The 22,626-nt window shown below is 71.3% G+C and carries 23 protein-coding genes and 1 pseudogene; 9 read left to right on the top strand and 15 right to left on the bottom strand.

Annotation, left to right across the window (positions count from 1 at the left end):
• Positions 1–51: 51 nt before the first annotated feature.
• From ABEB00_RS34850 to ABEB00_RS34805, 10 genes are all read right to left on the bottom strand, one after another.
• Positions 52–276: a hypothetical protein gene (locus ABEB00_RS34850; RefSeq protein ID WP_345624736.1), complete on the bottom strand. Its 225-nt coding sequence runs from the start codon at positions 274–276 to the stop codon at positions 52–54.
• Positions 277–411: 135 nt separating this feature from the next.
• The gene (gene dapD, locus ABEB00_RS34845; RefSeq protein ID WP_345624735.1) at positions 412–1,401 is read right to left on the bottom strand and encodes a 2,3,4,5-tetrahydropyridine-2,6-dicarboxylate N-succinyltransferase; all 990 of its coding nucleotides are present in this window, start codon (positions 1,399–1,401) and stop codon (positions 412–414) included.
• 212 nt (positions 1,402–1,613) lie between these two features.
• The gene (locus ABEB00_RS34840) at positions 1,614–1,946 is read right to left on the bottom strand and encodes a metal-sulfur cluster assembly factor (RefSeq protein ID WP_030677253.1); all 333 of its coding nucleotides are present in this window, start codon (positions 1,944–1,946) and stop codon (positions 1,614–1,616) included.
• On the bottom strand, positions 1,943–2,410 hold the full coding sequence (sufU, locus tag ABEB00_RS34835) for a Fe-S cluster assembly sulfur transfer protein SufU (RefSeq protein WP_345624734.1): 468 nt from the start codon (positions 2,408–2,410) through the stop codon (positions 1,943–1,945). Before sufU ends, ABEB00_RS34840 begins: the two co-directional genes overlap by 4 nt.
• Positions 2,411–2,420: 10 nt before the next feature.
• Complete coding sequence (locus tag ABEB00_RS34830) at positions 2,421–3,677, bottom strand: cysteine desulfurase (protein WP_345624746.1); 1,257 nt, start codon at positions 3,675–3,677, stop codon at positions 2,421–2,423.
• Between the two features lie 2 nt (positions 3,678–3,679).
• Positions 3,680–4,438, bottom strand: a complete 759-nt coding sequence (sufC, locus tag ABEB00_RS34825) for a Fe-S cluster assembly ATPase SufC (protein WP_345624733.1) — start codon at positions 4,436–4,438, stop codon at positions 3,680–3,682.
• Positions 4,439–4,445: 7 nt separating this feature from the next.
• The gene (locus tag ABEB00_RS34820) at positions 4,446–4,763 is read right to left on the bottom strand and encodes a non-heme iron oxygenase ferredoxin subunit (protein ID WP_345624732.1); all 318 of its coding nucleotides are present in this window, start codon (positions 4,761–4,763) and stop codon (positions 4,446–4,448) included.
• The gene (sufD, locus tag ABEB00_RS34815) at positions 4,760–5,956 is read right to left on the bottom strand and encodes a Fe-S cluster assembly protein SufD (RefSeq protein WP_345624731.1); all 1,197 of its coding nucleotides are present in this window, start codon (positions 5,954–5,956) and stop codon (positions 4,760–4,762) included. Before sufD ends, ABEB00_RS34820 begins: the two co-directional genes overlap by 4 nt.
• Positions 5,957–6,013: 57 nt before the next feature.
• Complete coding sequence (gene sufB, locus ABEB00_RS34810; protein WP_345624730.1) at positions 6,014–7,435, bottom strand: Fe-S cluster assembly protein SufB; 1,422 nt, start codon at positions 7,433–7,435, stop codon at positions 6,014–6,016.
• Positions 7,432–8,172 carry a helix-turn-helix transcriptional regulator gene (locus ABEB00_RS34805; RefSeq protein ID WP_345624729.1) on the bottom strand — a complete coding sequence of 247 codons (741 nt, stop codon included), beginning with the start codon at positions 8,170–8,172 and terminating at the stop codon, positions 7,432–7,434. Before ABEB00_RS34805 ends, sufB begins: the two co-directional genes overlap by 4 nt.
• 160 nt (positions 8,173–8,332) lie before the next feature.
• Between ABEB00_RS34805 and ABEB00_RS34800 the strand changes: the two genes are divergently transcribed.
• The 4 genes from ABEB00_RS34800 to ABEB00_RS34785 are packed head-to-tail and all read left to right on the top strand — an operon-like array spanning position 8,333 to position 11,951.
• A complete protein-coding gene (locus tag ABEB00_RS34800; protein WP_345624728.1) occupies positions 8,333–9,124 on the top strand; it encodes an AAC(3) family N-acetyltransferase in 792 nt (263 codons plus the stop codon).
• Between the two features lie 52 nt (positions 9,125–9,176).
• Complete coding sequence (locus tag ABEB00_RS34795) at positions 9,177–10,100, top strand: ABC transporter ATP-binding protein (protein ID WP_345624727.1); 924 nt, start codon at positions 9,177–9,179, stop codon at positions 10,098–10,100.
• On the top strand, positions 10,097–10,873 hold the full coding sequence (locus tag ABEB00_RS34790; protein WP_345624726.1) for an ABC transporter permease: 777 nt from the start codon (positions 10,097–10,099) through the stop codon (positions 10,871–10,873). The genes ABEB00_RS34795 and ABEB00_RS34790 overlap by 4 nt, the downstream gene beginning before the upstream one ends.
• 55 nt (positions 10,874–10,928) lie before the next feature.
• Complete coding sequence (locus ABEB00_RS34785; RefSeq protein WP_345624725.1) at positions 10,929–11,951, top strand: COX15/CtaA family protein; 1,023 nt, start codon at positions 10,929–10,931, stop codon at positions 11,949–11,951.
• Here ABEB00_RS34785 and ABEB00_RS34780 read toward each other — a convergent pair.
• The 4 genes from ABEB00_RS34780 to ABEB00_RS34765 all read right to left on the bottom strand — a co-directional run bounded on the left by ABEB00_RS34780 (position 11,906) and on the right by ABEB00_RS34765 (position 15,300).
• The gene (locus ABEB00_RS34780; protein ID WP_345624724.1) at positions 11,906–12,643 is read right to left on the bottom strand and encodes a nucleotidyltransferase domain-containing protein; all 738 of its coding nucleotides are present in this window, start codon (positions 12,641–12,643) and stop codon (positions 11,906–11,908) included. The genes ABEB00_RS34785 and ABEB00_RS34780 overlap by 46 nt on opposite strands.
• A gap of 18 nt (positions 12,644–12,661) precedes the next feature.
• The gene (locus ABEB00_RS34775) at positions 12,662–13,759 is read right to left on the bottom strand and encodes an amidohydrolase family protein (protein ID WP_345624723.1); all 1,098 of its coding nucleotides are present in this window, start codon (positions 13,757–13,759) and stop codon (positions 12,662–12,664) included.
• Positions 13,760–13,885: 126 nt separating this feature from the next.
• Positions 13,886–14,248, bottom strand: coding sequence for a hypothetical protein (locus tag ABEB00_RS34770; RefSeq protein WP_345624722.1), 363 nt, complete (start codon positions 14,246–14,248; stop codon positions 13,886–13,888).
• A 98-nt stretch (positions 14,249–14,346) separates the two neighbouring features.
• Complete coding sequence (locus ABEB00_RS34765; RefSeq protein WP_345624745.1) at positions 14,347–15,300, bottom strand: heme o synthase; 954 nt, start codon at positions 15,298–15,300, stop codon at positions 14,347–14,349.
• Positions 15,301–15,676: 376 nt separating this feature from the next.
• Between ABEB00_RS34765 and tkt the strand changes: the two genes are divergently transcribed.
• Genes tkt through pgl form a run of 5 tightly spaced genes read left to right on the top strand, consistent with a single transcriptional unit; the run spans position 15,677 to position 22,274 of the window.
• Entirely contained in the window at positions 15,677–17,764 is a 2,088-nt protein-coding gene (tkt, locus tag ABEB00_RS34760) for a transketolase (protein WP_345624721.1), read from the top strand.
• A 34-nt stretch (positions 17,765–17,798) separates the two neighbouring features.
• Positions 17,799–18,917: a transaldolase gene (gene tal / locus ABEB00_RS34755; protein WP_345624720.1), complete on the top strand. Its 1,119-nt coding sequence runs from the start codon at positions 17,799–17,801 to the stop codon at positions 18,915–18,917.
• Entirely contained in the window at positions 18,914–20,446 is a 1,533-nt protein-coding gene (gene zwf / locus ABEB00_RS34750; protein ID WP_345624744.1) for a glucose-6-phosphate dehydrogenase, read from the top strand. Before tal ends, zwf begins: the two co-directional genes overlap by 4 nt.
• The gene (gene opcA / locus ABEB00_RS34745) at positions 20,443–21,489 is read left to right on the top strand and encodes a glucose-6-phosphate dehydrogenase assembly protein OpcA (protein ID WP_345624719.1); all 1,047 of its coding nucleotides are present in this window, start codon (positions 20,443–20,445) and stop codon (positions 21,487–21,489) included. The genes zwf and opcA overlap by 4 nt, the downstream gene beginning before the upstream one ends.
• A complete protein-coding gene (gene pgl / locus ABEB00_RS34740; RefSeq protein WP_345624718.1) occupies positions 21,486–22,274 on the top strand; it encodes a 6-phosphogluconolactonase in 789 nt (262 codons plus the stop codon). Before opcA ends, pgl begins: the two co-directional genes overlap by 4 nt.
• Before the next feature lie 70 nt (positions 22,275–22,344).
• Here the strand turns inward: pgl and ABEB00_RS34735 are convergent.
• A pseudogene (locus tag ABEB00_RS34735) lies at positions 22,345–22,626 on the bottom strand (glucose-6-phosphate isomerase); the annotation flags it as partial.

Genomic DNA, 22,626 nt, shown 5'->3' with positions numbered 1-22,626 from the left:
GCGGACACGGACGGGCCGGGGCGGCGGCCCCGGCCCGCGTCGCTCCCCGGCCTACTGCCAGGTGTAGCCGTCGCCGAACAGCAGCGTGTGCTCCAGCACGTCCTCCATCGGGTCGTCGACCTGGCCGATGTTGACCAGCGCGACCCGGTGGCCGTTGTGCGAGTCCGCGTTCGTCTCGTCGGCGTGCGCGGCCCCCGCGGGAAGCCAGCAGATCACTGCCGCCGCACCCGCCCCGGTCAGCCGGCGCGCCACGGTCCTCGCCCGCTCGTTCGTCATACCAGGTCCTCGTTTCGTCGGTTCGGCCTCTGATCGGACGGAAACGTCCACCCGTTCATCTGCCGAACCCACCACGAGGTCACGCCTTCGGCGGTAGGAATCCGCCCGTCGCCGTGGTGACGACCTGCCGGGCGGTCAGTTGTGGCTGTGCAGGACGTCGTTCAGGCCGCCCCAGACCGCGTTGTTCGGGCGGGCCTCGACCGCTCCCGTGACGGAGTTGCGGCGGAAGAGGATGTTCGACGCGCCGGACAGCTCGCGGGCCTTGACGATCTGGCCGTCGGGCATCGTCACGCGGGTGCCGGCGGTGACGTAGAGGCCGGCCTCGACCACGCACTCGTCGCCGAGGGCGATCCCGACCCCCGCCTCGGCGCCGATCAGGCAGCGCTCGCCGATGGCGATGATCACGTTGCCGCCGCCGGACAGGGTGCCCATGGTGGAGGCGCCGCCGCCGATGTCCGAGCCGTCGCCGACGACGACGCCCGCGGAGATACGGCCCTCGACCATCGAGGTGCCCAGCGTGCCCGCGTTGAAGTTGACGAAGCCCTCGTGCATGACGGTGGTGCCGGCGGCGAGGTGCGCGCCCAGGCGGACGCGGTCGGCGTCGGCGATGCGGACGCCCTTGGGGGCCACGTAGTCGGTCATGCGGGGGAACTTGTCGACCGAGGTGACCTGGAGGTGCAGGCCCTCGGCGCGCGCGTTGAGGCGGACCTTCTCCAGGTCGTCGACGGCGACCGGGCCGAGCGAGGTCCAGGCGACGTTGGCGAGGTGGCCGAAGACGCCGTCCATGCTCTGGCCGTGCGGCGCGACCAGCCGGTGGGAGAGCAGGTGCAGGCGCAGGTAGACGTCGTGCGCGTCGATCGGCTTGTCGTCCAGGGAGGCGATGACCGTGCGGACCGCGACCACCTCGACGCCGCGGCGGGCGTCCGGGCCGACCGCCGCGGTGGCGCCGCCGCCGAGCAGTTCGGCCGCCTGTTCGGCGGAGAGCCGCTCGGTGCCGGACGGGCCGGGCTGGTCGGTGAGTTCGGGAGCGGGGAACCAGGTGTCGAGAACGGTGCCGTCGGCGGCGATCGTGGCGAGGCCGGCGGCCACGGCACCGGTGGTACGGGAAGCAGTCGTGTCGGTCATGGGGGCAACCTAACCGGCGGGGCGTGCCGGGTGCGAACCGGCCCGCGACGCGTCTCAGGTACCGGGCCGCGCGGCCCCCCGCCGCCCCCGGCTGACCGGCGCCGCGCCGGTCAGCCGGCCGGCGGGTCCGCCCGGCGGCGCCTCCAGGCCCCCCGGTACGCCGACGGCCCCCGGCGGTGTTCGCCGGGGGCCGTCGCGCGGCGGGGTGGAACTCAGACGTTGAAGCCGAGCGCGCGGAGCTGCTCGCGCCCGTCGTCCGTGATCTTGTCGGGGCCCCACGGCGGCATCCAGACCCAGTTGATGCGCAACTCGTTGACCAGGCCGTCCGTGGCGGACTTGGCCTGGTCCTCGATGACGTCGGTCAGCGGACAGGCCGCCGACGTCAGGGTCATGTCGATGGTCGCGATGTTCGCGTCGTCGACATGGATGCCGTAGATCAGGCCGAGGTTGACGACGTCGATGCCCAGCTCGGGGTCGACGACGTCGTACAGGGCCTCGCGGAGTTCTTCCTCCGAGGCCGGCTTCATCTCCACGGTCTCGCTCATACCGTCTTCCTTTCGGCGTCGGCGCCGCCCAGCGCCTGGGCCGTCGCGTCCTTCCAGGCCATCCAGCTCAGCAGGGCGCACTTGACCCGGGCCGGGTACTTCGACACCCCGGCGAACGCGACCGCGTCCTCCAGGACCTCTTCCATGGCGTCGTCGGGCTCGATCCTGCCCTTGGACTGCATCAGCTCCAGGAAGGTCTCCTGGATCTTCTGCGCCTCGGCCAGTTCCTTGCCGACCAGCAGCTCGTTCAGCACGGAGGCGGACGCCTGGCTGATCGAACAGCCCTGGCCCTCGTAGCTGACGTCGCCGACCGTCGTGCCCTCGTACCGCACCCGCAGCGTGATCTCGTCACCGCAGGTGGGATTGGTGTGGTGAACCTCGGCGTCGCCGTCCCGCAAGCCCCGCCCGTGCGGGCGCTTGTAGTGGTCCAGGATGACTTCCTGGTACATCGAATCCAGCTTCACGACCAGCCCTTCACCCGAAGAAGTTCCGTACGTGCTCCAGGCCGTCGACCAGTGCGTCGATCTCGGTCGGCGAGGAGTACAGATAGAACGACGCGCGCGTGGTCGCGGGAATTCCGTAGCGCAGGCAGACCGGGCGCGCGCAGTGGTGTCCGACCCGGACCGCGATGCCCTGCTCGTCGAGGACCTGGCCCACGTCGTGCGGGTGGATGTCACCGAGCGTGAAGGAGATCGCGGCGCCGCGCTCCTCGGCCGTGTTGGGGCCGATGATGCGCAGGTCCGGGACTTCCAGCAGCCGCCCGACGGCGTACTCGGTGAGCGCCTGCTCGTGGGCGTGGATCTTGTCCATGCCGATCGAGTTCAGGTAGTCGATCGCCGCGCCGAGCCCGATCGCCTGCGCGATCGGGGGCGTGCCCGCCTCGAACTTGTGGGGTGCCGGTGCGTAGGTGGAGGAGTGCATCGACACGGTCTCGATCATCTCGCCGCCGCCGAGGAACGGCGGGAGGTCCTCCAGCAGTTCCTGGCGGCCCCACAGGACGCCGATGCCGGTCGGACCGCACATCTTGTGGCCGGTGAAGGCCACGAAGTCGGCCTGCAGGGCCTGTACGTCCAGCGGCATGTGCGGCGCGGCCTGGGAGGCGTCGACGCAGACCAGGGCGCCGACCTCCTGGGCGCGGCGCACGATGGCCTCGACCGGGTTGTGCGTGCCCAGGATGTTGGAGACCAGCACGAAGGAGACGATCTTCGTCCGCTCCGTGATGACCTCGTTCAGGTTGGACAGGTCGAGCCGGCCGTCGTCGGTGAGGCCGAACCACTTCAGCTTCGCGCCGGTGCGCTGCGCGAGCAACTGCCACGGCACGATGTTGGAGTGGTGCTCCATCTCCGTGATGACGATCTCGGTCTCGTGGTCCACGCGGTAGGGCTCGTCGGCCCAGCCGAGCATGTTGGCGACGAGGTTGAGGGACTCCGAGGCGTTCTTGGTGAAGATCACCTCGTCGCGGGAGGGCGCGTTGACGAACTCCGCGACCTTGTCCCGCGCGCCCTCGTACAGCGCCGTGGCCTCCTCGGCGAGGACGTGCACGCCGCGGTGGACGTTGGAGTTGGAGCGCTCGTAGTACCCACTGAGCGCGTCCAGCACCTGGCGCGGCTTCTGGCTGGTCGCCGCGTTGTCCAGGTAGACGAGCTTGCGCCCGTCGTGGACCTGGCGGTCCAGGATCGGGAAGTCCTTGCGGATCGCCTCGGTGTCGAGAAGGCCCGGCAACTGCGTCACGCTCATACGCCACCCTTCGTGTAAACCTCGTAGCCCTCGTTCTCCAGCTTGTCGGCGAGTTCGGCGCCACCGGACTCGACGATGCGGCCGGCGGAGAAGACGTGCACGAAGTCGGGCTTGATGTACCGCAGGATGCGCGTGTAGTGCGTGATCAGCAGGGTGCCGACCTCGCCGGTCTCGCGGACGCGGTTGACGCCTTCGGAGACGACACGCAGAGCGTCGACGTCGAGACCGGAGTCGGTCTCGTCGAGGATCGCGACCTTCGGCCGGAGCAGTTCGAGCTGGAGGATCTCGTGACGCTTCTTCTCACCGCCGGAGAAGCCCTCGTTGACGTTGCGCTCGGCGAAGGCGGGGTCCATGTGGAGGCGCTGCATGGCCTCCTTGACCTCCTTCACCCAGGTGCGCAGCTTGGGGGCCTCGCCGCGGATCGCGGTGGCGGAGGTGCGCAGGAAGTTGGAGACCGAGACGCCGGGGACCTCGACCGGGTACTGCATGGCGAGGAAGAGGCCGGCGCGGGCGCGCTCGTCGACGGACATCTCCAGGACGTCCTCGCCGTCGAGGGTGACGGTGCCGCCGGTGATCGTGTACTTGGGGTGACCCGCGAGCGAGTAGGCGAGGGTCGACTTGCCGGAGCCGTTGGGGCCCATGATGGCGTGCGTCTCGCCCTGCCTCACGGTGAGGTCGACGCCCTTGAGGATCTCCTTCGTGGCGTTGTCGGCCTCGACGGTGACGTGCAGGTCTCGGATTTCAAGCGTTGCCATGGGTGCCTCAGGACTCCTGGGTGAGGGAGACGAGCACGTCGTCCCCTTCGATCTTTACGGGGTATACGGGGACGGGGCGCGTCGCCGGAAGACTGTCGGGCTTGCCGGAGCGCAGGTCGAAGCGCGAGCCGTGCAGCCAGCACTCGATGTGGCAGTCGTCGACCTCGCCCTCGGCCAGCGACACGTTCGCGTGCGAGCAGGTGTCGCGGATCGCGAAGACCTCGCCCTCGGTGCGCACGACCGAGATCGGCGTGCCGTCGAGCTCCACCCGCTTCGGGGTGTCCTCCGCCAGCTCGTCCGCTCCACAGACGCGTACGAAGGTCATGCGACCGACGCCTCCAGCTCCGCCTCGATCTTGGTGAGGAGGCGCTCCTCGATGTCCGCGACGCCGATCTGCTGGACCAGTTCGGCGAAGAAGCCGCGGACCACCAGGCGGCGGGCGTCGAGCTGCGGGATGCCGCGGGCCATCAGGTAGAAGAGCTGCTCGTCGTCGAAGCGGCCGGTGGCGCTGGCGTGGCCGGCGCCGACGATCTCGCCGGTCTCGATCTCCAGGTTGGGCACCGAGTCGACGCGGGCCCCGTCGGTGAGGACGAGGTTGCGGTTCATCTCGTAGGTGTCGGTGCCCTCGGCCTTGGCCTCGATGAGCACGTCGCCGATCCAGACCGCGTGCGCGTCGGCACCCTGGAGCGCGCCCTTGTAGACGACGTTCGACTTGCAGTGCGGCACGTTGTGGTCGACCAGGAGACGGTGCTCCTGGTGCTGGCCCCGGTCGGTGAAGTACAGGCCGAACAGCTCGACCTCGCCGCCGGGACCGGCGTAGCGCACGCGCGGGTTGAGGCGGACGAGGTCGCCGCCGAAGGTGACGACCACGGACTTGAAGTGGGCGTCGCGGCCGATCAGCGCGTTGTGCTGGGCGACGTGGACGGCCTTGTCGTCCCAGTCCTGGACGGAGACGACGGTCAGCCTGGCGCCGTCCCCGAGGACGTAGTCGACGTTGGCGGCGAGCACCGCGTCACCGGTGTGGTCGATGACGACGACGGCCTCGGCGAAGGCGCCCAGCTCGACGACCTGGTGGGCGTAGGCGACCCCGCCCCGGCCGTGCACGGCGATCCGGATGGGCTCGGTGAGCACCGTCTCCTTGGGGACGGTGATGACCGAGGCCCGCTCGAACGCCGAGTACGCCTGGGCGGCGACCCGGTCCACCGGGGTGCCGGCCCGGCCGAGGCGGGCGTCGTCCCGGCCCACCGACTCGACCACGACGCCCTCGGGGGCCTCGATGTCGGCCTGCACGCCGTCACCGTCGCCGGAGGCGGTGGCGGTGCCGTCGTGCAGCCCGCGCAGCCGCTCCAGCGGCGTGAACCGCCACTCCTCCTCGCGGCCGTGCGGAACCGGGAAGTCGGCCACGTCGAAGGACGCGGGCGCGCTCATGCGCGTGGCGACGGTCGAGTCGGCCTCGACGGCCACCGCGATCGCACCGGCGGTGGTGGAACCGACCGGGGAATTCTGAGCCTCAGCCATGGCTGTCGTAGTGCTCGCTTTCTTAAGTCAAGACGTGTGCTGTGCGGCGGGGCGGGGTCAGCCGACCGCGCCTTCCATCTGCAGCTCGATCAGCCGGTTGAGTTCGAGGGCGTACTCCATCGGCAGTTCCTTGGCGATCGGCTCGACGAAGCCGCGCACGATCATCGCCATCGCCTCGAACTCGGTGAGGCCGCGGCTCATCAGGTAGAAGAGCTGGTCCTCGGAGACCTTGGAGACGGTCGCCTCGTGCCCCATCGACACGTCGTCCTCGCGCACGTCGACGTACGGGTACGTGTCGGAGCGGGAGATGGTGTCGACGAGCAGCGCGTCGCACAGCACGTTCGACTTGGAGCCGTGGGCGCCCTCGCCGATCTCGACGAGACCGCGGTAGGAGGTGCGGCCGCCGCCGCGCGCCACGGACTTCGAGATGATGTTGGAGGACGTGTTCGGCGCCATGTGGACCATCTTGGAGCCGGCGTCCTGGTGCTGGCCCTCGCCCGCGAAGGCGATGGAGAGCGTCTCGCCCTTGGCGTGCTCGCCCATCAGGTAGACGGCCGGGTACTTCATGGTGACCTTGGAGCCGATGTTGCCGTCGACCCACTCCATGGTCGCGCCCTCGTAGGCCACGGCGCGCTTGGTGACCAGGTTGTAGACGTTGTTCGACCAGTTCTGGATGGTCGTGTAGCGGCAGCGGGCGTTCTTCTTGACGATGATCTCGACGACCGCGCTGTGCAGCGAGTCGCTCTTGTAGATCGGGGCGGTGCAGCCCTCGACGTAGTGCACGTAGGCACCCTCGTCGACGATGATCAGCGTCCGCTCGAACTGGCCCATGTTCTCCGTGTTGATACGGAAGTAGGCCTGGAGCGGGATCTCGACGTGCACGCCCTTCGGCACGTAGATGAAGGAGCCGCCGGACCACACGGCGCTGTTCAGCGACGCGAACTTGTTGTCACCGACCGGGATGACGGTGCCGAAGTATTCCTTGAACAGCTCCGGGTGCTGCTTCAGCGCGGTGTCGGTGTCGAGGAAGATGACGCCCTGCTCCTCCAGGTCCTCGCGGATCTGGTGGTAGACGACCTCCGACTCGTACTGCGCGGCGACACCCGCGACGAGGCGCTGCTTCTCCGCCTCCGGGATGCCCAGCTTGTCGTAGGTGTTCTTGATGTCCTCGGGCAGGTCCTCCCAGGACTCCGCCTGCTTCTCCGTGGAGCGCACGAAGTACTTGATGTTGTCGAAGTCGATGCCGGAGAGGTCCGAGCCCCAGTTCGGCATGGGCTTCTTCTCGAAGAGCCGCAGGCCCTTGAGGCGGAGCTTGGTCATCCACTCCGGCTCGCTCTTCTTCGCGGAGATGTCGCGGACGACGTCCTCGCTGATGCCGCGCTTCGCAGAGGCGCCGGCCGTGTCGGAGTCGGCCCAGCCGTATTCGTACTTGCCCAGGCCCTCGAGTTCGGGGTGGGCAGTCTCCGTGGGGAGAGTCATGCGGGGTTCCTCCCGGCCGTGCTTGCGGATGCGTTGTCGGTGTGCGTGGACGTGTGCGGCGCGGGCGAGGCCTTCGGGATGAAGGTGGTGCAGACCCCGTCGCCGTGCGCGATGGTCGCCAGCCGCTGCACATGCGTACCGAGCAGCTCGGCGAAGAATTCCGTCTCCGCCTCGCACAGTTGCGGAAACTTCTCGGCTACGTGGGCGACCGGGCAGTGGTGCTGGCAGAGCTGCTCGCCGACCGGTGCGGTGCGCGCGGTTGCAGCGTACCCGTCCGCGCTCAGCGCCTTGGCCAGCGCTTCTGCCCGCCGCTCGGGGGGCGCGGCCTCGACGGCCGCGCGGTAGGCGCCGCTCTGCGCGGTGATCCGGGCGCGGGCGAAGGCGGCGATGGCCCGCTCCCCGCCCTCGCGCTCGGCGATCCAGCGCAGGGCGTCCGCCGCGAGCTTGTCGTAGGACTGGTCGAAGGCGTCGCGCCCGCAGTCGGTCAGGGCGAACGCCTTCGCGGGCCGCCCGCGCGTGCGGGTGCCGTAGACCCGGCGGTCGCGGGCCTCCGCGACCCCGTCGCCGACCAGGGCGTCGAGGTGCCGCCGGACGGCGGCCTGGGTGAGGCCGAGGCGGTCGGCCAGCTCGGCGACGGTCGACGGCCCGTGGTCCAGGATGGAGCGCGCGACGCGGTTGCGGGTGGACCGCTCACCGGTCGCGAGGTCCTCATGGGGTGCCTCGCCGACGTATTTCACAACACCATTGTTGCGTAATTCCTTGGGGTCCGGCAAGCCGGGCCCGGACCGGCCGCGGTGCCGTGCGTCACTTAGGTAAACCTAAGCTGACCTGCGAGAACGATCTTTGATCGATCAGAGGGGGTGGCGTCCGGGCGCCCCGTCGGGGACACTCCCCGGCATGCCCACACCCCCTCCCACCGGCCCACTCGTGACCCGCGGCACCCTCGCCGCCGAGCTGCGCGCGCTGGGCGTGCGCTCCGGCGAGATCCTCCTCGTGCACACCTCGCTGCGCTCCCTGGGCTGGGTGTGCGGCGGGCCGGTGGCGGTGGTCCGGGGGCTCCTCGACGTCCTCGGGCCGGACGGCACCCTGGTCGTCCCGACGCAGACCGGCGACCTCTCCGACCCGGCCCTGTGGCGGCAACCACCCGTCCCCGAGGACTGGTGGCCCACGATCCGCAACGCGATGCCCCCGTACGACCCGCTGACCACCCCGTCCCGCGGCGTGGGCGTGCTCCCGGAGACCGTGCGGACCTGGCCGGGCGCCGAGCGCAGCGCGCATCCGCAGACCTCGTTCGCCGCCCTCGGGCCGGACGCGTCGCGCGTCGTCGGCGACCACGCGACGGACTGCCGGCTGGGTGAGCGCAGCCCGCTGGCCGTGCTGGAGCGCCTCGGCGCCCGGGTCCTGCTGCTCGGCGCCGGCTACGCCGCCTGCACCGCCTTCCACCTGGCCGAGTACCGGACCCCGGCACCGCTGGTGGAGGTCGGCCGCCCGGGACCGTACGGCTGGGAGCGGGTGACGGAGGTGTCGATCACCTCGGAGCGGTTCGACGAACTGGGCCACGACTTCGAACGGGACCGGACCGTGCTGCGGGGCACCGTCGGCGCGGCCGGCGCCCGGCTCTTCCCGCTGGCCGACGCGGTGGCCTACGCCGAACGCTGGCTGCCGCTGCACCGCCCCCGTGCGGGGTAGTTCCCGCACCCCCTCACCTGAGCCGCCGCGCGCCTACCTACACTCGTGACCCATGCGAAGCGAGCCCGTGGTCCAGGTCCAGGCCCTGGTGAAGCGGTACGGCACGAAGACCGCGGTGGACGGCCTCGACCTGGTGGCCCGGGCGGGCGTGACCGCCGTGCTCGGCCCCAACGGGGCGGGCAAGACGACCACGGTCGAGACCTGCGAGGGGTACCGGAAGCCGGACTCCGGCACGGTCCGGGTGCTGGGCCTGGACCCGGTGCGCCGGTCGGCCGAGCTGCGGCCCCGGGTCGGGGTGATGCTCCAGTCCGGCGGGGTCTACTCCGGTGCGCGCGCCGACGAGATGCTCCACCACGTCGCGAGGCTGCACGCGCATCCGCTGGACGTGGCCGCGCTGATCGAACGCCTCGGGCTCGGCTCCTGCGGCCGGACGACGTACCGCAGGCTCTCCGGCGGCCAGCAGCAGCGGCTCGCGCTGGCGATGGCCGTGGTCGGGCGCCCGGAGCTGGTCTTCCTGGACGAGCCGACGGCCGGCCTGGACCCGCAGGCCCGCCGGGCCACCTGGGAGCTGGTGGAGGAACTGCGCGCCGACGGCGTCTCGGTCATCCTCACCACCCACCACATGGACGAGGCGGAGCGGCTCGCCGACGACGTCGCGATCATCGACGCGGGCCGGGTCATCGCCCAGGGCTCGCCCGAGGAGCTGTGCCGCGGCGGCGCGGAGAACACCCTGCGCTTCTCCGGCCGGCCGGGACTGGACGTGGCGAGCCTGCTCAAGGCGCTCCCGTCCGACTCCTCGGCGGCCGAGCCGACCCCGGGCTCGTACCGGGTGGCCGGCCGGATCGACCCCCAACTGCTCGCCACGGTGACCTCGTGGTGCGCCCAGCACGGGGTGCTGCCGGACCGGATCTCGGTCGAACGGCACACCCTGGAGGATGTCTTCTTGGAGCTGACCGGTAAGGAACTGCGTTCATGACCGCCACCGGTACGGGGACGTACACGCCGAGGCCGGGCGCCGCGCCGCTCCCCCGCATGATCGCCGCCCAGGCCGCCCTGGAGACGCGGATGCTGCTGCGCAACGGCGAGCAGTTGCTGCTCACCGTGGTCATCCCGACGCTGCTCCTCGTGCTGTTCGGCTCGGTGGACATCGTCGACACCGGCGAGGGGAAGGCCGTCGACTTCCTGGCGCCCGGCGTCCTCGCCCTCGCCGTGATGTCGACGGCCTTCACCGGACAGGCCATCGCCACCGGTTTCGAACGCCGGTACGGGGTGCTGAAGCTGCTGGCGTCCTCGCCGCTGCCCCGCTGGGGGCTGATGACCGCCAAGACGCTGTCCGTGCTGGTCACCGAGGTGCTCCAGATCGTGCTGCTGACGGTGATCGCCTTCGCGATGGGCTGGTCCCCGCACGGCAACCCGTTCGTCGTACTCCTGCTGCTCGTGCTCGGCACCGCCGCCTTCTCGGGCCTCGGCCTGCTGATGGCCGGCACGCTGAAGGCCGAGGCGACGCTGGCCGCCGCCAACCTGGTCTTCCTGCTGCTGCTCGTGGGCGGCGGCGTGATCGTCCCGCTGGAGAAGTTCCCGGACGCGGCGCAGACCGTGCTGGGCCTGCTGCCCCTCGCCGCGCTCTCCGACGGGCTGCGCGACGTGCTCCGGCACGGCGCCCCGACGCCCTGGGGCGACCTGGGCATCCTGGCCGCCTGGGCGGTCGCCGGGCTCGCGGCGGCCGGGAGACTCTTCCGCTGGGAGTAAGGACACATGTCCCGAGGCCGACCCTCGTGAACGCGTGCACAAGCGGCCCCCTACGATGGAACGCGTGCCAAACGTGACCCGCGACGCCGCCGCAGCCGCCGTGCGCAACCCGCTCGCCTTCATCGCCGCACGCTGGACCCCGGATCCCCGGACGGTGCGGCGGGCGGCCCTCGCCGCGCTCGTGATGGCGGTGGTCATCGTCGTCACCGGCGGTGCCGTCCGGCTGACCGGCTCGGGCCTGGGCTGCCCGACCTGGCCCAAGTGCACCCACGACTCGCTCACCACCACCAGCGAGATGGGCTTCCACGGCATCGTCGAGTTCGGCAACCGCATGCTGACCTACGTGTTGTGCGCGGCGGTCGGCTGGGCGATCGTCGCCGCCCGGTCCCAGAAGCCGTTCCGGCGCTCCCTGACCCGGCTCGGCTGGGCCCAGTTCTGGGTGGTCATGGGCAACGCGATCCTCGGCGGCGTCGTCGTCCTGGTCGGCCTCAACCCGTACACCGTCGCCGCGCACTTCCTGCTCTCCACCGCGCTGATCACGGTGGCGACCGTGATGTGGCAGCGGACCCGGGAGGGCGACAGCGCTGCCCGCCCGCTGGTCGGCGGGGCGATCCAGCAGCTCGTGTGGGTCCTGGTCGTCGTCTCCGCGCTGCTGGTCGCGGTCGGCACGGTGGTCACCGGCGCGGGCCCGCACGCGGGTGACTCCAGCGAGGTGCCGCGGATGCCCCTGGACTGGGAGACGGTGAGCAAGGCGCACGCCGTGCTGGCGTGGATCGTGGTGACGCTGACCTTCGCCCTGTGGTTCGTCCTGAAGGCGGTCGACGCGCCCAAGGGCCCGCCGGCCCGCACCCGGGACCTGTTCCTGGTGCTGCTCGCTCAGGGCGCGGTGGGCTACATCCAGTACTTCACGGACCTCCCCGAGGTCCTGGTCGGCCTGCACATGTTCGGCTCATGCCTGGTGTGGATCGCGGTCCTGCGCGTACTGCTGTCGCTGCGCGAACGGCCGGCCGGGACGGCGTCCGGGCCGGCCGTTCAGACGTACGACGCCACCAGCGTGTCGATGGCGGGCCCCAGGTAGCCGCGGGTCAGCTCGGCCCGGCGCGCGGTCCCCTCCTCGGTGAGCGGCGCCGGGTCCCCGTAGCGTCGCCGGCGGACGTCCTCGACGACCTCGGCCGGCGCGCCCAGGCCGGGCAGCTCCTCCAGAGCCTCGCGTTTGGTGATCAGCCGGCCCTCCCGGAGGGTGACGGTGGCCCTGGCGAAGGTGAGCAGACCGAGGTCCACCCAGACGTCCTGGTGCCACGGCTCCGGGCGGCGCACCACCGGCCGCCAGAAGTCCCGCTGGTCCCGGACGACGAAGCCGGCGAGCAGCGCGTCCCCGACCGGGGGCAGCAGGCGCCGCGGCGGCTCCCCGTGCAGAACCCGCCCGAAGCTGTGCAGTTCGCGCCGGGTGACCGGGGTGACCGGGCGGCGGAACAGCTCCTCGTGCGCCCAGGTGAGGTGGGGACGCTCCGGGTCGGCCGCACGGCCGGGCGTCAGGTAGCTGCAATGCAGCAGCGGGGCGAGCGGCCGGGAGCGCAGACGGGCGTGGAGCAGCGCCAGCCGCCACACCGTCCGCGGTGTGAGCGGCCCGCTCAGGACCGCGATCAGATCGAGGTCGCTGCGGCCCTCCTGGTAGTCGCCGCCGGCCAGTGAGCCGTGCGCCCAGACGGCGAGCGGGGCGAGCGGCCCGAGACCGGTGAGGAAGCGGTCGAGCAGATCATCGGTCGGCATCCGCCCAGTCTCCCCGCCTCACCCCAGCCCGTACACCCGCCCGGCGTTGCCCGCCGCGATCATTCCCGCCACGCGTCGCGCGTCGGCCGGGGACCAGGCCCCCTCGGCCACCCAGGTGCCCAGCACCCGGCCGAGGGCCTCGCGGAAGAGGTGGGCGCCGACCACGTGCAGCTCCGGCAGGCCCTGGGCGCCGCTGGAGAAGAGGATCTTGCCGAACGGGGCCAGCTCCAGGATCTCCGCGAGGACGGTCGCCGCGCGGGCGCCGGTGCGCATGAGGGCGGCGCCCGAGTCGGCGTAGACGTGCGGGAAGACGCCCGCGAGGTGGGCGGCGTGCCGGTGGTGGGGGTAGCCGTGCAGCAGGACGAGGTCGGTGCCGAGGCCGGCGGTGGCGCGGACGAAGCCGGTCAGCGCCACCGGGTCGGGGCCGGGGCCGGTCTCGCCGAGCCCCGCGTGCAACTGGAGCGGCGGGCCGGCGGCGACGGCGCTCCACAGCAGGTGGCGCAGGAGCACCGGGTCGCTCAGCTCCCCGCCGGCCCGGCGCCCGGCCAGCCAGCGCGCGGCCGCGCCCCGCACCTCCCCCGGCTCCGGCGGCTCCGGCGCGAGTGCCAGGCCGTGCCGCACGCCCGCGACCGAGGTGAAGGCGACGGCGTGCGCGGCGGCGCCGTGCACCGCCTCGGCGAGGTTGACGAGGTAGGAGCCGACGGTGCCGGAGGTGTCGGCGACCTGCTCGGCCAGCAGCTCCAGCCGTACCACCTCCCGGGCGTCGGCCGCGGCCACGGACGCCAGTTCGGCCGGGCCGGTGAGGTCGCCGGGCAGTGCGGTGTCGACCAGATAGGTCGTGATGCCGCTGCCGCGCAGCAGCCGGCGGCCGGATTCCAGGACGCCCAGTTCCCGGCGCCGGGCGAGATAGCGGGCCGGCGGGCAGTGCGGCTCCAGGCCCAGCAGGGGCGGGCACCAGCGGCGTACCGCGAACCCGGTCTGGGTGTCGAACAGGGTGGTGCCGGGTGCGGGCGAACCCTCGGTGCGGGCGAGCTGGGCCTCGAAGGTGCCGAGGCCCAGCTCCGTTCTCAGGACTCCGTGGCAGTACTGGTCCACCAGGGACGGCGTTTCGATCATCCGGGCTCCCCGTGTAGACGCCGTGCGCTCACGGGTCCTAACGGGTGGAGCGGGTGTCAGGTGTTGCCCGGCCGCGTCCCGGGCGAAAAGGCGCGGGCGGGCCGGCCCGCCGGGCCGGGGCGCGGGTCAGCCGTTGCGGGCGCCGCCCACCTGGATGCCGGCCATCCGGGACCACTCGTACGGCCCCGTCCGCACCTTCTGCGCGAACTCGCCGTCGAAGGACTCGTGGACCGTGATCCCGGCCTCCGCCAGTGCCTTCTCGGCAATCTCGTACGTCGGTGCGACCAGGTCCCCCCAGTCGCCGTCCGCGCCGACCAGCACGATCCGGGCGCCGCGCTCCCCGAGGTGGGCGACCTGGCCCTCGGCCCCGCCGTGCGCCTCGGAGAAGGCGCTGATCCGCCCGGCCAGCCGGGTCACCGTGCGCTCGGCCCTCGCCTCGGCCCGCCGCGTCGTCGCCGGCTGCGTCTCTGCCTGCTGCGTCTCTGCCATGGCCAGGATGCTACCGACGGGTAGCAGATACGGCGACGGGCGGGGTGCGTGGCCTTGACCACGCGCCCCGCCCGTCGAGAACCGGCCGGTAAGAGGTGTCAGCGCAGGAAGGGGTCGACGGCGACCGCCAGGAACAGCACCGACACATAGGTGATCGACCAGTGGAACAGCCGCATCTCCTTCAGCTTCACGCCGCTCACCTCGGCCTTGGCGCGGTTCTGCAGCCCGTGCGCCTCCCACAGCCACATGCCGCCGGCCGCCACGGCGACCGCCGTGTAGAACCAGCCGGTGTAGCCCAGCGGCGTCAGCAGCAGCGACACCACCACCATCACCCAGCTATAGATGACGATCTGCCGGGCGACGACCTTGTTGGAGGCGATGACCGGGAGCATCGGCACGCCGACCCGGGCGTAGTCGTCCTTCACCTTCATGGAGAGCGGCCAGTAGTGCGGCGGCGTCCAGAAGAACATCACCAGGAAGAGGATGACCGGCGCCCAGGACATCGAGTCGGTCACCGAGGACCAGCCGATCAGCACCGGCAGACAGCCGGCGATGCCGCCCCAGACGATGTTCTGCGAGGTCCGGCGCTTGAGGATCATCGTGTAGACGACGACGTAGAAGAGGAGCGCGCCGAGGGAGAGCCAGGCCGAGAGCCAGTTGACGGTCAGCCCGAACAGCAGTGTGGAGACCACCGCCAGGGCGATGCCGAACGCCAGGCATTCGCGCGGGCCGACCATCCCGGTGACCAGCGGGCGCTGCGAGGTGCGGTCCATCAGCGCGTCGATGTCGCGGTCGAGGTACATGTTCAGCGCGTTGGCGCCGCCCGCGGAGAGGTAGCCGCCGACGCAGGTCAGCAGCACCAGCCTCAGATCGGGCACGCCCTGTTCGGCGAGGAACATCACCGGAACGGTGGTGATCAGCAGAAGCTCGATGATCCGCGGTTTGGTCAGCGCCACGAACGCCTTGACACGGGCCCCGAACGGCCGGTGACTCGGGCTCTGGCTCGTCCCGATAACCCCCGCAGGACGGGATTCAACGGCCGTCACGCACACCCCTGACAGAGACATCCCAGCAAGCCTTATCCGTGTGAAGCGCGGGTAAAGGCTTACGCGTACCACGCCACTTTAGACGTTGGCCCCATCCCGGCCTTCGCGGGGGTGGGGTCGTGTTGAGGGGCCTGCTCCGACGTGCGCGGCACAAGTCGTCCGAGCGGTCAGATGAGCGCCCGCGTATTCACTTGCCGCATGCCGTTCCGCCCGGTCAGGAGGCGGATCGCCGAGAGTCCCGGCAGTCTGGTTTCCAAAGGAAAGACGCGCGTACTCACGGGGGTAGGCTCGACAACGGCCGGCCGACGCCGAGGACGCCGGCAGCCGGTGGGCGGCACCCGCGCACCGGCATCCGACATTCGGAGAGGAGCCCTGACTCAGGGTGAGTACCAAGCCGACCACCACAGACCTCGAGTGGACCGAACTGGACCAGCGGGCCGTGGACACCGCCCGCGTCCTGGCCGCCGATGCCGTACAGAAGGTTGGCAACGGCCATCCCGGTACGGCGATGAGCCTCGCGCCCGCCGCGTACACCCTCTTCCAGAAGGTGATGCGGCACGACCCGGCCGACGCCGACTGGGTCGGGCGGGACCGTTTCGTACTGTCCGCCGGCCACTCCTCCCTGACCCTCTACACCCAGCTCTACCTGGCCGGTTTCGGCCTAGAGCTGGACGACCTGAAGTCCTTCCGGACCTGGGGCTCGAAGACCCCCGGCCACCCGGAGTACGGGCACACCACCGGTGTGGAGACGACGACCGGCCCGCTCGGCCAGGGTGTCGCCAACTCGGTGGGCATGGCGATGGCCGCCCGCTACGAGCGCGGCCTGTTCGACCCGGAGGCCCCCGAGGGCACCTCCCCCTTCGACCACTTCATCTACTGCATCGCCGGTGACGGCTGCCTCCAGGAGGGCATCTCCTCCGAGGCGTCCTCCCTGGCGGGCCACCAGAAGCTCGGCAACCTGATCCTGCTGTGGGACGACAACCACATCTCGATCGAGGGCGACACCGAGACGGCCGTCTCCGAGGACACCGTCAAGCGCTACGAGGCGTACGGCTGGCACGTGCAGCGCGTCGCCCCGAAGCCGGACGGCGACCTCGACCCGAACGCGCTCTACGACGCGATCGAGGCGGCGAAGAAGGTCACCGACCGGCCGTCCTTCATCGCCATGCGCTCGATCATCGCCTGGCCCGCCCCGGACGCCCAGGGCACCGAGGCCGCGCACGGCTCGGCGCTCGGCGACGACGAGGTCGCGGCGACCAAGCGGGTCCTGGGCTTCGACCCGGAGAAGTCCTTCGAGGTCGCGGACGAGGTCATCGAGCACACGCGTGGCGCGCTGGAGCGCGGCCAGGCGGCCCGCGCGGTGTGGGACAAGGCGTACCAGCAGTGGCGGGACAACAACCCCGAGCGCGCCGCCGAGTACGACCGCGTGGCCAAGGGTGAGCTGCCCAAGGGCTGGGAAGAGAAGATCCCGGTCTTCGAGACGGGCAAGGGCGTCGCCACGCGTGCCGCCTCCGGCAAGGTCCTCCAGGCGCTCGGCGCGGTCATCCCCGAGCTGTGGGGCGGCTCCGCCGACCTGGCCGGTTCGAACAACACGACGATCGACAAGACGTCGTCGTTCCTCCCGGCGGACAACCCGCTGCCCGAGGCGGACCCGTACGGCCGCACCATCCACTTCGGCATCCGCGAGCACGCGATGGCCGCGGAGATGAACGGCATCACGCTGCACGGCAACACGCGCGTCTACGGCGGCACCTTCCTGGTGTTCTCCGACTACATGCGCAACGCGGTGCGCCTGTCGGCCCTCATGCACGTGCCGGTCACGTACGTGTGGACGCACGACTCCGTCGGCCTCGGCGAGGACGGCCCGACCCACCAGCCGGTCGAGCACCTGGCCTCGCTGCGCGCCATCCCGGGCCTGAACGTGGTCCGCCCGGCCGACGCCAACGAGACCGCGATCGCCTGGCGCGAGGTGCTGCGCCGCTGGACGAAGGAGTTCGGCAAGGGCCAGCCGCACGGTCTGGCGCTGACCCGCCAGGGCGTGCCGACGTACGAGGCGAACGAGGACGCGGCCAAGGGCGGCTACGTGCTGTTCGAGGCCGAGGGCGGCACGCCCGAGGTCGTTCTGATCGCCACCGGTTCCGAGGTGCACGTGGCGGTCGAGGCGCGCGAGGCGCTGCAGGCCGACGGCGTGCCGACCCGGGTCGTCTCGATGCCGTGCGTGGAGTGGTTCGAGCAGCAGGACCAGGGGTACCGGGACAGCGTCCTGCCTCCGTCCGTGCGGGCACGTGTCTCGGTCGAGGCCGGCATCGGTCTCACCTGGCACAAGTACGTCGGGGACGCCGGCCGCACTGTTTCCCTGGAGCACTTCGGCGCTTCCGCGGACGGCAAGCTGCTCTTCCAGGAGTTCGGCTTCACCGCCGAGAACGTGGCCTCCGCCGCCCGGGAATCGATCGCCGCAGCTCAGCGCTGACGCTCACATACGACCTGTAGGAGATGCATTTCTCATGACAGACGCACTCAAGCGCCTCTCCGACGAAGGCGTCGCGATCTGGCTGGACGACCTGTCGCGCAAGCGGATCACGTCCGGCAACCTCGCCGAGCTGATCGACCAGCAGCACGTCGTGGGCGTCACCACCAACCCCTCGATCTTCCAGAAGGCGATCTCGCAGGGTGACGGCTACGACCTGCAGCTCTCCGACCTGGCCGCCCGCAGGGTGACCGTCGAGGAGGCCATCCGCATGATCACGACGGCGGACGTCCGGGACGCCGCCGACATCCTGCGCCCGGTCTACGACAACACCGGCGGCCAGGACGGCCGGGTCTCCATCGAGGTGGACCCGCGCCTGGCCCACAACACCAAGTCGACGGTGGCCGAGGCCAAGCAGCTCGCCTGGCTGGTGGACCGTCCCAACACCCTCATCAAGATCCCGGCCACCGAGGCCGGCATCCCGGCGATCGCCGAGGTCATCGGCCTGGGCATCAGCGTCAACGTGACGCTGATCTTCTCGCTGGAGCGCTACCGCAAGGTCATGGACGCCTTCCTGACCGGCCTGGAGAAGGCCAAGGAGCGCGGCCTGGACCTGTCGGACATCCACTCGGTCGCGTCGTTCTTCGTCTCCCGCGTGGACACCGAGATCGACAAGCGGATCGACGCGCTCGGCACCGACGAGGCCAAGGCGCTGCGCGGCAAGGCCGCCGTCGCCAACGCCCGGCTCGCCTACCAGGCGTACGAGGAGATCTTCTCGTCCGACCGCTGGGCGGCCCTGGAGAAGGCCGGCGCCCGCAAGCAGCGCCCGCTGTGGGCGTCGACCGGCGTGAAGGACAAGGCGTACAGCGACACGATGTACGTCACCGACCTGGTCGCGCCCAACACGGTGAACACCATGCCGGAGGCGACCCTGTTCGCCACCGAGGACCACGGTGAGATCAAGGGCGACACCGTCTCCGGCACCTACGAGCAGGCCCGCGCCGACCTCGACGCCATCGAGGCGCTCGGGATCTCCTACGACGAGGTCGTGCAGCTCCTTGAGGACGAGGGCGTCGACAAGTTCGAAGAGGCCTGGACCGACCTGCTGAAGTCGACCGAGGCGGAGCTGCAGCGCCTCGCCCCTTCGGAGGGCTGACCACCTTGTCGAGCAGCAACCCGCTGCGTGACCCCGCAGACCGACGGCTCCCGCGTATCGCGGGGCCGTCGGGTCTGGTCATCTTCGGTGTCACCGGTGACCTCTCCCGCAAGAAGCTCATGCCCGCCGTGTACGACCTCGCCAACCGGGGGCTGCTGCCGCCGGGCTTCTCGCTCGTCGGTTTCGCCCGGCGCGACTGGGAGCACGAGGACTTCGCCCAGGTCGTGCACGACGCCGTCAAGGAACACTCCCGTACGCCGTTCCGTGAGGAGGTCTGGCAGCAGCTCATCCAGGGGATGCGCTTCGTCCAGGGCACCTTCGACGACGACGATGCCTTCGAACGGCTGCGCGGCACCATCGAGGAGCTGGACCGGGCCCAGGGCACCGGGGGCAACTTCGCCTTCTACCTGTCCGTGCCGCCCAAGTCCTTCCCCGTGGTCATCCAGCAGCTCAAGAAGCACGGCCTGGCGGACCAGAACGACGGTTCCTGGCGCCGCGCGGTCATCGAGAAGCCCTTCGGCCACGACCTGAGGTCGGCCGAGGACCTCAACTCGATCGTCCACGAGGTCTTCGCCCCGGACCAGGTCTTCCGCATCGACCACTACCTGGGCAAGGAGACGGTCCAGAACATCCTGGCGCTGCGCTTCGCCAACACGATGTTCGAGCCGATCTGGAACCGGTCCTACGTCGACCACGTGCAGATCACCATGGCCGAGGACATCGGCATCGGCGGCCGGGCCGGCTACTACGACGGCATCGGCGCCGCCCGTGACGTCATCCAGAACCACCTGCTCCAGTTGCTCGCGCTGACCGCGATGGAGGAGCCCTCCTCCTTCGACGCCGACGCGCTGGCCGCGGAGAAGACCAAGGTGCTCGGCGCGGTCCGGATCCCCAAGGACCTGGGCCGGGACACCGTCCGCGCCCAGTACGCGGCCGGCTGGCAGGGCGGCGAGAAAGCGGTCGGCTACCTCGAAGAGGACGGCATCGACCCCAAGTCGAAGACCGACACCTACGCCGCGATCAGGGTCGGGATCGACAACCGCCGCTGGGCGGGCGTCCCCTTCTACCTGCGCACCGGCAAGCGCCTGGGCCGCCGGGTCACCGAGATCGCGGTCGTGTTCCAGCGCGCCCCGCACTCCCCCTTCGACACCACCGCCACCGAGGAACTCGGCTCGAACGCGATCGTCATCCGCGTCCAGCCCGACGAGGGCGTCACCGTCCGCTTCGGTTCCAAGGTGCCGGGCACCTCGATGGAGATCCGGGACGTGTCGATGGACTTCGCCTACGGCGAGTCCTTCACCGAGTCCAGCCCCGAGGCGTACGAACGCCTCATCCTGGACGTGCTGCTGGGCGACTCCAACCTCTTCCCGCGCACCGAGGAGGTCGAGCTGTCCTGGAAGATCCTCGACCCGATCGAGCGGTACTGGGACGAGAACGGCAGGCCGGCCCAGTACCCGGCCGGCACCTGGGGTCCCGTCGAGGCGGACGAAATGCTCGAGCGAGACGGACGGAGCTGGCGCCGGCCATGAAGACCGACCTCACGGACACCACGGCCAGCAAGGTCAACAAGGCCCTCGTGCAGGGCAGGCGCGCCATCGGCACGCCGGCCGTCGGCATGGTGCTCACCCTCGTCATCGTCACCGACGAGGAGAACGCCTACGACGCGCTGAAGTCCGCGAGCGACGCCGCGCACGAGCATCCCTCGCGCACGCTCGTCGTCGTCAAGCGGGTCTCCCGTTCACCGCGTGACCGCACCCGGTCCCGCCTGGACGCCGAGGTGCGGCTGGGCGCGGACGCGGGCACCGGTGAGACGGTGATCCTGCGGCTGTACGGCGACGTCGTCGACCACGCCCAGTCGGTCGTCCTGCCGCTGCTGCTCCCCGACGCCCCCGTCGTGGTGTGGTGGCCGGTGAACGCGCCGCTGGACCCGGCCAGGGACCCGCTCGGCGCGCTCGCCCAGCGCCGGGTCACCGACACCTACGCCTCGGAGGAGCCGGTACGGGAGCTGGCGGCCCGCGCCGCGGCCTACGCCCCCGGCGACACCGATCTGTCCTGGACCCGCATCACGCCGTGGCGCTCGATGCTCGCGGCCGCCCTGGACCAGGTCGACTGCGAGGTGCAGGGCGTCGAGGTGGAGGGCGAGGAGTCCAACCCGAGCTGCGAGCTGCTGGCGATGTGGCTCGCGGACCGGCTGGACGTCCCCGTCAAGCGCACCCACTCGGCCGGCCCCGGGCTGACCGCGGTCCGCCTGGAGACCGACTGCGGGCCGATCGCCCTGGACCGGGCGGACGGCACACTGGCCCACCTCTCCATCGAGGGGCAGCCGAACCGCGCGGTGGCGCTCAAGCGCCGGGACACCGCGGAGCTGATCGCGGAGGAACTGCGCCGGCTCGACCCGGACGACACCTACGCCTCGGCGCTGCGGTACGGGGTGGAGCGCCTGTCCGCTCCGGCCGAGGGAGAGGCCGCGGCATCCGGCGCGGTCCCCGCTCCCGTCGGGACGGCTGCGAAGGCACCCGCGAAGGACGCGGCGCGGAAGAAGGCGCCGGCCAGGAAGCGGGCGGCCAAGTGAGCACCCGGACACCGCAGTTGGTGGTGCACCGCGACAAGGAGCTGATGGCCGAGGCCGCCGCGGCCCGGCTGATCACCCGGATCGTGGACGCGCAGGCCTCGCGGGGCTCCGCCTCCGTGGTGCTGACGGGCGGCCGCAACGGCAACGGCCTGCTCGCCGCGCTGGGCTCCTCGCCCGCGCGGGACGCCGTCGACTGGGGCCGTCTCGACCTGTGGTGGGGCGATGAGCGGTTCCTGCCGGAGGGCGACCCGGACCGCAACGTCACGCAGGCCCGTGCGGCGCTGCTGGACGCGGTGCCGCTGGACCCGGAGCGGGTCCACGCGATGCCGGCCTCGGACGGTCCGCACGGCGGGGATGTCGACGCCGCCGCCGCCGCTTACGCGGAGGAACTGGCACGGGCGGCCACGCCGGAGAACCACGCCCCCGTGCCCTCCTTCGACGTCCTGCTCCTGGGCGTCGGCCCGGACACGCACGTCGCCTCGCTCTTCCCGGAGCTGCCGGCGGTGCGCGAGACGGAACGCACGGTGGTCGGCGTCCACGGCGCCCCGAAGCCGCCGCCGACCCGGGTGACGCTCACCCTCCCGGCGATCCGCGCCGCCCGCGAGGTGTGGCTGCTCGCGGCCGGCGAGGACAAGGCGGAGGCCGCGGCCATCGCCCTGTCGGACGCGGGTGAGGTCCAGGCCCCGGCGGCGGGTGCGCGGGGCCGCGCCCGCACGCTGTGGCTGCTGGACTCCGCGGCGGCCTCGCAACTGCCGCGGTCGCTCTACCCGGCGGCCTCGGCCTGATCCCGTCCCGGACCCCCGTCCCCCCGCCACCACCGGTGGGGTGACGGGGGTCCCGCGTTTTCCGGGCGGGTCACTGCCGTCCGCGCAGCTCCCGGTAGGCGGCGACCAGTGCCTGGCTGGAGGGGTCGAGGCCGGGTACGTCGGTGCCGTCGGTGAGGGCGGGTTCCACGCGTTTGGCGAGGACCTTGCCGAGTTCGACGCCCCACTGGTCGAAGGAGTCGATGTTCCAGACGGCGCCCTGGACGAACACCTTGTGCTCGTAGAGCGCGATGAGCTGGCCGAGGACGGACGGGGTCAGCTCGGTGGCCAGGATCGTCGTGGTCGGGTGGTTGCCGTGGAAGGTCTTGTGCGC

Source organism: Streptomyces ziwulingensis (assembly GCF_039542605.1).
GTDB classification, from domain to species: domain Bacteria; phylum Actinomycetota; class Actinomycetes; order Streptomycetales; family Streptomycetaceae; genus Streptomyces; species Streptomyces ziwulingensis.
The sequence above is the reverse complement of the archived record's forward strand: the minus strand, read 5'-3'. Positions and strand labels throughout refer to the sequence as shown.

Bases quoted from the DNA above. Each gene is read 5' to 3' on its own strand.
- ABEB00_RS34790 (WP_345624726.1), top strand. From the start codon at position 10,097: ATGACCGCCACCGGTACGGGGACGTACACGCCGAGGCCGGGCGCCGCG.
- ABEB00_RS34775 (WP_345624723.1), bottom strand. From the start codon at position 13,759: ATGATCGAAACGCCGTCCCTGGTGGACCAGTACTGCCACGGAGTCCTG.
- ABEB00_RS34850 (WP_345624736.1), bottom strand. From the start codon at position 276: ATGACGAACGAGCGGGCGAGGACCGTGGCGCGCCGGCTGACCGGGGCG.
- ABEB00_RS34795 (WP_345624727.1), top strand. From the start codon at position 9,177: ATGCGAAGCGAGCCCGTGGTCCAGGTCCAGGCCCTGGTGAAGCGGTAC.
- ABEB00_RS34800 (WP_345624728.1), top strand. From the start codon at position 8,333: ATGCCCACACCCCCTCCCACCGGCCCACTCGTGACCCGCGGCACCCTC.
- ABEB00_RS34840 (WP_030677253.1), bottom strand. From the start codon at position 1,946: ATGAGCGAGACCGTGGAGATGAAGCCGGCCTCGGAGGAAGAACTCCGC.
- ABEB00_RS34820 (WP_345624732.1), bottom strand. From the start codon at position 4,763: ATGACCTTCGTACGCGTCTGTGGAGCGGACGAGCTGGCGGAGGACACC.
- sufD (WP_345624731.1), bottom strand. From the start codon at position 5,956: ATGGCTGAGGCTCAGAATTCCCCGGTCGGTTCCACCACCGCCGGTGCG.
- sufC (WP_345624733.1), bottom strand. From the start codon at position 4,438: ATGGCAACGCTTGAAATCCGAGACCTGCACGTCACCGTCGAGGCCGAC.
- sufB (WP_345624730.1), bottom strand. From the start codon at position 7,435: ATGACTCTCCCCACGGAGACTGCCCACCCCGAACTCGAGGGCCTGGGC.
- ABEB00_RS34770 (WP_345624722.1), bottom strand. From the start codon at position 14,248: ATGGCAGAGACGCAGCAGGCAGAGACGCAGCCGGCGACGACGCGGCGG.
- opcA (WP_345624719.1), top strand. From the start codon at position 20,443: ATGAAGACCGACCTCACGGACACCACGGCCAGCAAGGTCAACAAGGCC.
- dapD (WP_345624735.1), bottom strand. From the start codon at position 1,401: ATGACCGACACGACTGCTTCCCGTACCACCGGTGCCGTGGCCGCCGGC.
- ABEB00_RS34780 (WP_345624724.1), bottom strand. From the start codon at position 12,643: ATGCCGACCGATGATCTGCTCGACCGCTTCCTCACCGGTCTCGGGCCG.
- tal (WP_345624720.1), top strand. From the start codon at position 17,799: ATGACAGACGCACTCAAGCGCCTCTCCGACGAAGGCGTCGCGATCTGG.
- ABEB00_RS34785 (WP_345624725.1), top strand. From the start codon at position 10,929: ATGGAACGCGTGCCAAACGTGACCCGCGACGCCGCCGCAGCCGCCGTG.